This is a genomic window from Streptomyces sp. NPDC048507 (assembly GCF_043199995.1).
Lineage (GTDB): Bacteria > Actinomycetota > Actinomycetes > Streptomycetales > Streptomycetaceae > Streptomyces.
The window spans coordinates 225,169-234,335 of sequence record NZ_JBICWZ010000011.1; the positions used below are offsets into that span (position 1 = coordinate 225,169).

The following is a 9,167-nucleotide window of genomic DNA, read 5'->3' on the forward strand; positions in this document are numbered from 1 at the left end:
CTGCCCCACCAGCATCCCCACCAGCATCCCCACCACCATCCACTGGAAGAGGCTCCGCCATGACCGCCGACAAGCCCTACCTGACCGGCCACTTCACGCCCGTCGTCCACGAGGTCACCGCCACCGGCCTCACCGTCGAGGGCACCCTGCCCATCGAGCTCACCGGCCGGCTGCTGCGCAACGGCCACAACCCCAAGCCCGGCGTCACCCCCACCCACTGGTTCAAGGGCAGCGGCATGGTGCACGGCATCCGGCTGCGCGAGGGCCGCGCCGAGTGGTACCGCAACCGCTGGGTGCACACCCCCGCACTGGAGGGTGCGCCGTACATGACCGAGAAGGGCCCCGACCTGACGGCCAGTGCCGCCGGGACCCACGTGATCGAGCACGCCGGGCGGCTGCTCGCGCTGTGCGAGGCGAACCTCCCCTTCGAGCTGACCCGGGAGCTGGAGACCGTCGGCGCGTACGACTTCGGCGGCAAGCTGCGCACGGCGATGACCGCACACCCCAAGGAGGACCCGGTGACGGGTGAGCTGCACTTCTTCGGCTCGGCCCCGTTCCCGCCGTTCCTGGTGCACTACGTCGCCGACGCGAAGGGCGAGATCGTCCACAGCGCCGAGGTCCCCGGAGCGACCGCCGCGCTCAAGCACGACTTCGCCATCACCCGTCACCACGTGGTCTTCGTCGAGGGCAACGTCACCTTCGACCCCACCGAGCAGTCCGGCATCCCCTACGGCTGGAGCGAGCGCCAGCCCGCCCGCGTCGGTGTCATGCCGCGCGGGGCGGACGGCGCCCGCAAGGTCCGCTGGTTCTCCATCGAGCCGGGCAACATGCTGCACGTCTCCAACGCGTACGAGGACGGCCGGGGCCGCATCGTCCTGGAGGGCCCCACCGTGGACCGCGAGGGCTTCCGGCTCTCCTGGAACTGGTGGACCGGCGCGCCCGGGCGCGGCAGCGAGCCCGTCTCCCGCTCCTACACCCGCCAGTGGGTCATCGACCTGGCGGCGGGCTCGGTCGACGAGCGGATCATCGACGACCTGCCGGTGGAGTTCCCGACCCTCAACGAGGAGTACCTGGGCGCCGAGAACCGCTTCCAGTACGCCATCTCCTTCCCCGACGAGAAGGGCTTCGGCGGCTACGGCGTGGTCAAGTACGACCGGACGACCGGCGCCCGGCGCATCCATCAGGTCGGCGACGCCCGGATGCCCGGCGAGGCGGTGTTCGTCCCGGCGGCCGGAGCCACCGGTGAGGACGACGGCTACCTGCTGACGGTCGTCTCCGACCTCAAGCAGGACGCCTCCCAACTGCTCGTCCTCGACGCGTCGGGGCTGGAGCGGATCGCCACCGTGCACCTCCCCCACCGCGTCAGCGCCGGGCTGCACGGCTCCTGGCTCCCCGACGGCCCCGCCGACGGCCTCGCGGACGGCCTCGCGGACGGCCTCGCGGACGGCACCGCGGACGGCACCGCCCGGGCGGCCTGACCGCCTGCGGCCCGGCGCGCCCGGCCGGACCCTCAGACCTCGGGAAGGGTCGGGTCGGGCGTGTAGGGGCTCGGTGCGGTCACGGCCCAGCGTTCGTGGTCGCGCCAGGCGCCATCGATGTAGAGGTAGGCGCGCGAGACCCCTTCGTAGTGGAAGCCCAGCCGCCGGACGAGCGCCAGGGACGCGTGGTTCGCCGGCTGGATGCCGGCCTCCAGGCGGTGGAGGCGCAGCTCGGTGAAGGCGTGGTGGAGGGTGGCCGTGAGCCCCTCGGTCATGTAACCGGCCCCGGCGGACGGGGCGAAGGCCGCGTATCCGAGGGACGCGCCCTGGTAGCGGCCCCGGATGATCGAGTTGATGTTGACCGTCCCGGCGGCCTCGCCCGTCTCCCGGACGCGGATCAGGAAGCCGAGGTTGCTGCCGTCCTCGAAGCGGCGCATCCAGGCCTGGAACTCCTCCGCCGTGGCGGGCAGCCGCATCCACGGCCGGTGCAGCGCGTCGCTGGCCCGGACGAGCGCGCAGAACTCGTCCTGGTCGGCGAGGGTGAGCGGGTGCAGTTCGACCCGTGACGGCATCCTGATCATGGACCCACGGTAGGCGTACGGCCGACGGGTCCGAAAGGGGCCGAGGCGCCCTCGCCGCCTGCGGTGGCCGAAGGCTGACGGCCCGCCACGGGTCCCCGTACCGGAACGCGAAGGCCCCGGTCTCCGTGAAGGAGGCCGGGGCCTTGATCGAGCGCTGGGCAGGCCTTGCACCTGCATCCCCCCACGGGAAGTGGGGTGTCTTTCCTTGGACCACCAACGCGAGCCCCACCACCGGGAATCTCCGGCCGCGAGAACAAGGCCAACCATAGCCCATGATCTTCCGCCGGTCACACCGGCCGGCCCGCCCGCGCGCCGCCCGCGCCGTGCGTGACCGACGCCCCGCATGGCCGCGCGCGCTCGAACAGTAGGGTGGGGCGGGTGGACAATCCCTCGCTCCCGCGTTCCTTCCGGCTGCTCGTGACCGGCGGAGGAACTGGCGGTCACACCTATCCGGCCCTCACGGCCATCCGTACTCTGCAGGGCCGGCTCGCGGCCGCCGGCAGCACGCTGGACGTGCTGTGGATCGGCACCGCCGACGGCCTGGAGGCACGGATCGCGCCGGCCGAGGGCATCGCGTTCAAGACGGTGGCCACGGGCAAGATCCGCCGCTCGTCGAACCCCCTCAAAATGCTGTCCGCCGCCAACGTGAAGGACATGGCGCGGGTTCCGCTCGGCGTGGCGCAGGCACGCAGCATCGTGTCCGAGTTCCAGCCGGACGTCGTCCTGGCGACGGGCGGTTACGTCGCGGTGCCGGCCGGGCTGGCCGCGCGGCTGTGCAAGCGTCCGCTGGTGCTGCACGAGCAGACGGTGCGGCTGGGCCTGGCCAACCGCAAGCTGGCCGGTTCGGCGACGCGCATCGCGGTGTCCTCGGAGTCCTCGCTGGAGCTGCTGCCCGCCGAGGTGCGCGACCGTGCGGTGGTCACGGGCAACCCGGTGCGCCCGGAGGTGCTCTCCGGCCACCCGGACAAGGCCGTGCAGGCACTGTCGCTGTACGGGTTCGACCGGCGGCTGCCGACGGTCTACGTGACGGGCGGCGCGCAGGGCGCCCAGCAGATCAACGGCGTCGTACGGGACGTGCTCCCCTGGCTGCTGAGCCACGCGAACGTGATCCACCAGTGCGGCCCGGCCAACGTGGACGAACTGCGCGCGGCGGCCGCGTCCCTGGACCCGGTACTGGCCGGGCGCTACCACCTGACGGGGTTCGTCGGCCCGGAGCTGCCGGACGTGCTGGCGCTGGCCGACATCGTGATCTCGCGCAGCGGGGCCGGCACGCTGGCGGAGGTGACCGCGCTCGGGAAGCCGGCCGTGTTCGTGCCGCTGGCCACTTCGGCGGGCAACGAGCAGGCGCACAACGCCCGGCACCTGGCGGACGCCGGTGCGGCGGTGGCCCTGCTCGGCGAGGTCACCCCGCAGGCCCTCGGCGACGCGGTCGGCCCGCTGCTCACCGATGCCCGGCTGCGGGCGTCGATGGCGGAGCGCGCCCGGGCGTACGGCAGGCCGGACGCCGCGGACCGCCTCGTGGACGTGCTGCTGTCGGCGGCCCGGGGCTGATCCGCCCCTCCGCGCCCGGCGCGGACCGCGACGCCGCCCCCCGGCCCGCACGGCGGCCCGGGGGGCGGCGTTAGATTCCTCGTATGAATCGATCGGATGGGCAGGCATCGCCGGCGCCCGGGGCCAGGGCCGCGGACAGTGACCGGGAAGCGGTGGCCGAGCGGCTGCGGATGGCCGCCGGGGACGGCCGGATCGATCCGGCCGAGTTGGACGAGCGCCTGGAGCGGGCGTACGCGTCGAAGACGTACGCGGAACTGGCGGCGCTGGTCGCCGACCTGCCCGCGAGCGGCGGGCCGGGGGCCCGGACGCTGGTGCTCAAGACGCACCTGTCGGCGATCCGGCAGTCCGGGCCGTGGGTGGTGCCGCCGCGGATCGTGGCCGAGTGCAAGATGCTGAACATCCTGATCGATTTCACCGAGGCGAGCTGCGTGCACCGCGAGGTGACGCTGGAGGCGTCCTGCGGGATGGGGACGGTGCAGGTCGTCGTGCCCGCGGGGTGGGCCGTGCGGATCGACCCGGCGAGCACGAACACGGCGCACATCTCGAACCGGGCCGACGGGCCGGTGGACCCGACCGAGCCGGTGCTGACGGTCGTCGGGCACCCGCGGTCCGGGCAGATCAAGATCAGGCAGGCCCGCCGGTAGCCGGCGGACGGACCCCCGACGGCCCGCGGGCGGACCCGTACGCGGCCTGCGGCGCGAGCGGATCCGCCGGGGCCCTCCCGCGACGGGGGCATCGCGGGCGGACCCCGGTCCCGGGGCGGCCGGCCCTCGGGGGAGCGGGCCGGCCTCCCCGCGGTGACGACGTTACGGACCGCGGGCGGCGCCCGGAAGGCAGTTGGCAGCAGGGCGGGGGTGGGGGAAACCGCACCCCCGGGATCGCCGCGACCGGTGCTCGAACGGGGCGTGCCAGACTGGCCGGGTGCTCGCTCCGATCGGCCGGGAAGAACGACGGGAGGCGCCGGCCGGAGCGGTCGGCGCCCTGATGAGGCTGCGGGCCCACGCGGCGGCGCCGCCCCGCGGCGTCGCACTCGCACTGCTGGGGCTGCTGGGGCTGGCGGTCCTGGTGCCCGCCCTGATCGCGGTGGCCACGGGCGCGACGGGCCTGCTGGACGCGGTCCGCCGGCTGCCGCGGCTGCGGCGCGCGCTGGCCGGGCGCTGGTCCGACGTCCCCGTCGAGGATCCCTATCTGCCGGAACCGCCGGCCCCGCGCCGCCGGGAGAGCGGTATGTACCGCGACGGCAGGCAGTTGTACGCCTCGTACGGTTCGGCGCTGCGCCAGCGGCGGGTGCGCCAGATGCGGCGGGACCCGGCGACGCGGCGGGACCTGGCGTTCCTCGCGCTCGACCCGCTGGCCGGGGTTCCGGTGGCGTCGCTGCCCGCCCTGCTGGTGGGCGGCGGTCTGTACGCGGTGGTGTCGGCCGCCGTGCGGGCCTTCGGCGGCGGCGCGCCGCCGGGCACCGCCTGGGCCGGTGCGGCGGTGGTGGCGGTGGCCGGGCTGGTGTGCGTGGCGACGGGGCTGACGGCGGGCCCGCTGGTGCTGTGGGCGCACGGGTGCTGGACGCGGCTGCTGCTGGCCCGGCGGGCCGCCGGGCCGGTGGTGTCCGACGGGGGCACGCTGGGCCGGCGCCTGCGGGTGCTGGGCGCCGGGGCCCTGTTGTCGTTGATGTCGCTGGCGGGTGCGGTGCTGGCCGCCGTGCAGCTGGTGGCGCTGGTGGTCGGGCTGTGCACGGGCCTGGTGGTCCTCTTCCTGAAGGCCGTGGAACTCTGCCACCGCTTCGTGACGTTGTACCGGCGGCTGGCCGGGGCCTGGGTGGGCGTGCGCATCCCGGTGCCCTACCTCGCCGCGCCGGAGCCGGTGCGGCGCGGTGCGGACGGCTACTACCAGTACGGGAGGCGGCTGTACCGGGCCCCGTACCTGGTGCGGCAGTTGCAGCTGATGCGGCACACGCTGACCGATCCCGCGGTGTGGCGGGACCTGGTGTGGCTGGTGGTCAATCCGGCGGCGGCCGCGCTCTTGTTGCTGGCGCCGCTGGCCGTGGTGGGGTTCTCGCTGTTCGGGCTGGTGGTGCCGGGCGTGCTGGACCCGCTGACGGGCGGCTCGGGCCCGTACACCTTCTGGGACGGGGCGCTGCGGGGGCTCCCGGCGGCGCGGGCACTGGCCGGCGTGCCCTGGGCCGCGGTCCCGGTGGGCGCGGCGCTGGCGGCGGCGGCTTCGTGGGCGGCCCCGTACGCGCTGCGCGCGCACGCCCGCTTCGCGCTGCTGCTGCTGCGGCCGACCCGGCACGCCCAGCTGGCCCGGCGGGTGCAGCGGCTGACCGAGACCCGCGCGGACGCCACCGGGGTGCAGGCCGCCGAGCTGCGCCGGATCGAACGGGACCTGCACGACGGGGCCCAGGTGAGCCTGGTGGCGATCGGGATGACGCTGCGGGTGGTCGAGCGGCGGCTCGGCGACGGGGCGCCGGAACTGCGCGAGCTGGTGGCCGAGGCGCGCCGGCAGTCGTCGACGGCGCTGGCGCAGCTGCGGGACCTGGTGCGCGGGATCCATCCGCCGGTGCTCGCGGAGCGCGGTGTGGGCGACGCGGTACGGGCGGTGGCGCTGGACTGCCCGCTGGACGTCGAGGTGACGGTGGACGTCCCCGGGCGGCCGGAGGCACCGGTGGAGGCGTGCGCCTACTTCGCGGTGTGCGAGGTACTCGCCAACGCCGCCAAGCACTCGGGGGCCTCCCGGGTGGGCATCGACCTGCGGCACTCGGACGGGGTGCTGCGGATGACGGTGACCGACGACGGCCGCGGCGGGGCCGATCCGGCCGGGGGCACGGGCCTTCAGGGCGTGCGCCGGCGCCTGGGTACATTCGACGGAGACCTGTTCGTGAGCAGCCCGGTGGGCGGCCCGACCATAGTGACCATGGAGCTGCCATGCGTGTTGTCCTCGCCGAGGACCAGTACCTCCTGAGGGAGGGGATGGTGCGGCTGCTGGAGTCCTACGACTTCGAGGTCGTCGCGGCCGTCGACAACGGGCCCGGTCTGTCGCGAGCGTTGCTGGAGCACCGGCCGGACGTGGCGGTGGTGGACGTGCGGCTGCCGCCGACCTTCACCGACGAGGGGTTGCAGGCGGCCCTGGCGGCGCGCCGGGAGATGCCGGGGCTGCCGGTGCTGGTGCTGTCGCAGCACGTGGAGCAGTTGTACGCGCGCGAGCTGCTGGCGGACGGCCGGGGCGGGATCGGGTACCTGCTCAAGGACCGGGTCTTCAGCGACGAGGAGTTCGTCGACGCGCTGCGCCGGGTGGCGGGCGGCGGGACCGCGATGGATCCCGAGGTGATCTCCAAGCTGGTGGCGCGGGGCGAGCGCGCCGGCCCGCTGGCCTCGCTCACCTCGCGCGAGCTCCAGGTGCTGGAGCTGATGGCGGAGGGCCGTTCCAACGCGGGCATCTCCGAGGAGCTGCACCTGAGCGACAGCGCCGTCAGCAAGCATTCGGCGAGCATCTTCACGAAGCTGGGGCTGGCGCAGGACAACAGCGACAACCGGCGGGTACTGGCCGTGCTGGCCTACCTGAACGCGCCCCAGGGCTGACGGGCGCCCGCGCGGGGTAGGGGGCGGTAAGGGTGTCGGCTTCCGGGGCTCGTCCCTATATCCGCCGGGACGCGCCGCACGGGCTGATGCACTGCGTGCGCATCTCCCGGGACTTCCTGGGCGAGGACGACTTCGTGACGTACCTCGGCGACGTGATGCTGGCCGAACGGTTCGCAGACCGGCGTACGCAGGCGCAGGTGGTGGTGCAGAAGGTCGCCGACCTGCGGTCGTTCGGTCTAGCCGAGACGGACGCGGACGGGCGGGTGACGGCGCTGGTGGAGAAGCCCGAGCACCCGCGGGGCGACCTGGCGATGGTCGGCGTGTACTTCTTCCCGCCCGCGATCCACGAGGCGGTCGCCGCGATCGGACCGAGCGCGCGCGGCGAACTGGAGATCACCGACGCGGTGCAGTGGCTGGTGAGCGAGGGCCGCGAGGTGCGGGCCGAGGTCTACCCCGACTTCTGGAAGGACCCGACAGCGAGATCGTCGGCGGCGTCGGCGCGGTGATCAGCGACGGCAGCGAGCGGAGCACATACCGCGACAAGTCCCTTAGCACCGAGGCCTGTTCGGCCCGCGCCATCCTGACCGCCGCCGACATCACCGCCGAGGTCGACGTCACCCTGGGCGCGCTCGACCCGGACATCGACACCGTCCTCGCCACCGTGCTGCGCGAGGGAGTCACCAACGCGCTGCGGCACAGCTCGATGCGGCACTGCACGATCCGCGCCACCCGCGACGGCGCCCACGTCTCGCTCTCCCTCGTCAACGACGGCGTCGGCCGCGGCCCCCAGGCGGTGGCGCCGGACTCCGGCAACGGCCTCGGCAATCTGCGCCTGCGGCTCGCGGCCGTCGGCGGGCACCTCTCCTCCGACATCGACGACGAGGGCAACTTCCGGCTCACCGCCGTCGCGCCGCTCGTACCGCAACCCCCGCACGAACCCGCCCCCACAGCGGGCCCCCGCTACGCGGGCCGCGTGAGCGCCACCGTCTGACCTCCCCCTCCCCCTCCCCCACCCCCGTCGGCCCACGTGGCTCCGGGGGTGGAGTTTTCTCCACTCCAGGTGTGCTCACAGCTCCATTACGGGCCCCTCGCCCGCGCCGTAGCGTCGTAGGTGTGAAGGCGGCCGGACAACGGGCCGGTCGAGGCAAGGCGAGGGGAAGCACACGGTGATGACGGTGGAGCAGCAGCAGACGAACGGACAGCCGGCCGCCACGGCATCCAAGGACTCCAAGGGCGCCAAGGGCACCAAGGACCCCAAGTCGGCCCTGATGCGCACCGCGTTCATGGACGTCGGCGTGCCCCTCGGCCTCTACTACGGACTGCGGGCGGCCGGGCTAGGCCAGTGGCTCTCCCTGCTCATCAGCGGCGCCCTTCCGCTGGGCCAGCTGGTCTACAAGATGGTCACCGAGCGCCGCGTCGCCTCGGTCACCCTCTTCACCCTGAGCGTCATGGCCTGCGGCACCGCCATCACCCTCGTCACCGGCGACGCCCGGCTGCTGCTGGCCCGCGAGAGCTACCTGACGGGCCTCCTCGGCCTCTGGATGATCGGCACCCTCTTCGCCAAGCGGCCCTTCATGTTCACCACCATGGTCAAGATGCTGCCCGAGGAGACCGCCCGCACCTGGCTCTCCAACTGGGAGCAGCACGCCCGCTTCCGCAGCGTGATGCGCTGGATGTCGGTGGCCTGGGGCGCGGCCTTCCTGATCGACTCGGCGGCCCGCATCGTCATGGCCTACACCCTCCCCGTCGACCTCGTCCCGGTGCTCTCGGTGGTCATGCTCGTCGGCATGCTGATGATCGTCGTGAAGGTCAGCAAGGCCTACGGCCGCCGCGTCATGGCGAACCTCGCCTGACCCCACCCCCTCCCCCGACCCCAGGGCCTGGCTCCCGGCACCCCACCGGCGGCCAGGCCCTCGACGCATCCACCCTCCGTTCCACCGACTCCGCCCTCGACTTTTGTCCGCGGACAAAAGTCGAGGGCGGAG

At 73.9% G+C, this 9,167-nt stretch carries 9 protein-coding genes; 8 read left to right on the top strand and 1 reads right to left on the bottom strand.

The genetic code is table 11. The annotated features are described in order from the left end of the window. The first annotated feature begins 59 nt into the window (after positions 1 to 59). Positions 60 to 1,478, top strand: coding sequence for a carotenoid oxygenase family protein (locus ACGFXC_RS27620; RefSeq protein WP_393717145.1), 1,419 nt, complete (start codon positions 60 to 62; stop codon positions 1,476 to 1,478). Positions 1,479 to 1,510: 32 nt separating this feature from the next. Here ACGFXC_RS27620 and ACGFXC_RS27625 read toward each other — a convergent pair whose 3' ends face one another. Next, the gene (locus ACGFXC_RS27625) at positions 1,511 to 2,059 is read right to left on the bottom strand and encodes a GNAT family N-acetyltransferase (RefSeq protein WP_393717146.1); all 549 of its coding nucleotides are present in this window, start codon (positions 2,057 to 2,059) and stop codon (positions 1,511 to 1,513) included. A gap of 378 nt (positions 2,060 to 2,437) precedes the next feature. On the opposite strand from ACGFXC_RS27625, the gene ACGFXC_RS27630 reads away from it, so the two are divergent. The 7 genes from ACGFXC_RS27630 to ACGFXC_RS27660 all read left to right on the top strand — a co-directional run bounded on the left by ACGFXC_RS27630 (position 2,438) and on the right by ACGFXC_RS27660 (position 9,035). Continuing rightward, a complete protein-coding gene (locus ACGFXC_RS27630; RefSeq protein WP_393717148.1) occupies positions 2,438 to 3,610 on the top strand; it encodes a glycosyltransferase in 1,173 nt (390 codons plus the stop codon). Between the two features lie 83 nt (positions 3,611 to 3,693). Further along, on the top strand, positions 3,694 to 4,254 hold the full coding sequence (locus ACGFXC_RS27635) for a DUF1707 domain-containing protein (protein WP_393717150.1): 561 nt from the start codon (positions 3,694 to 3,696) through the stop codon (positions 4,252 to 4,254). 277 nt (positions 4,255 to 4,531) lie between these two features. After that, the gene (locus ACGFXC_RS27640; protein WP_393717151.1) at positions 4,532 to 6,565 is read left to right on the top strand and encodes a sensor domain-containing protein; all 2,034 of its coding nucleotides are present in this window, start codon (positions 4,532 to 4,534) and stop codon (positions 6,563 to 6,565) included. Next, positions 6,529 to 7,182, top strand: coding sequence for a LuxR C-terminal-related transcriptional regulator (locus ACGFXC_RS27645; RefSeq protein ID WP_393717153.1), 654 nt, complete (start codon positions 6,529 to 6,531; stop codon positions 7,180 to 7,182). The genes ACGFXC_RS27640 and ACGFXC_RS27645 overlap by 37 nt, the downstream gene beginning before the upstream one ends. A 32-nt stretch (positions 7,183 to 7,214) precedes the next feature. Then, positions 7,215 to 7,688 (top strand): sugar phosphate nucleotidyltransferase, encoded by a 474-nt coding sequence (locus tag ACGFXC_RS27650; protein ID WP_393717155.1) that lies wholly within the window; start codon positions 7,215 to 7,217, stop codon positions 7,686 to 7,688. Continuing rightward, a complete protein-coding gene (locus tag ACGFXC_RS27655; RefSeq protein ID WP_393717157.1) occupies positions 7,685 to 8,173 on the top strand; it encodes a sensor histidine kinase in 489 nt (162 codons plus the stop codon). The genes ACGFXC_RS27650 and ACGFXC_RS27655 overlap by 4 nt, the downstream gene beginning before the upstream one ends. 184 nt (positions 8,174 to 8,357) lie before the next feature. Beyond that, complete coding sequence (locus ACGFXC_RS27660) at positions 8,358 to 9,035, top strand: VC0807 family protein (protein WP_393717159.1); 678 nt, start codon at positions 8,358 to 8,360, stop codon at positions 9,033 to 9,035. Positions 9,036 to 9,167 lie beyond the last annotated feature (132 nt).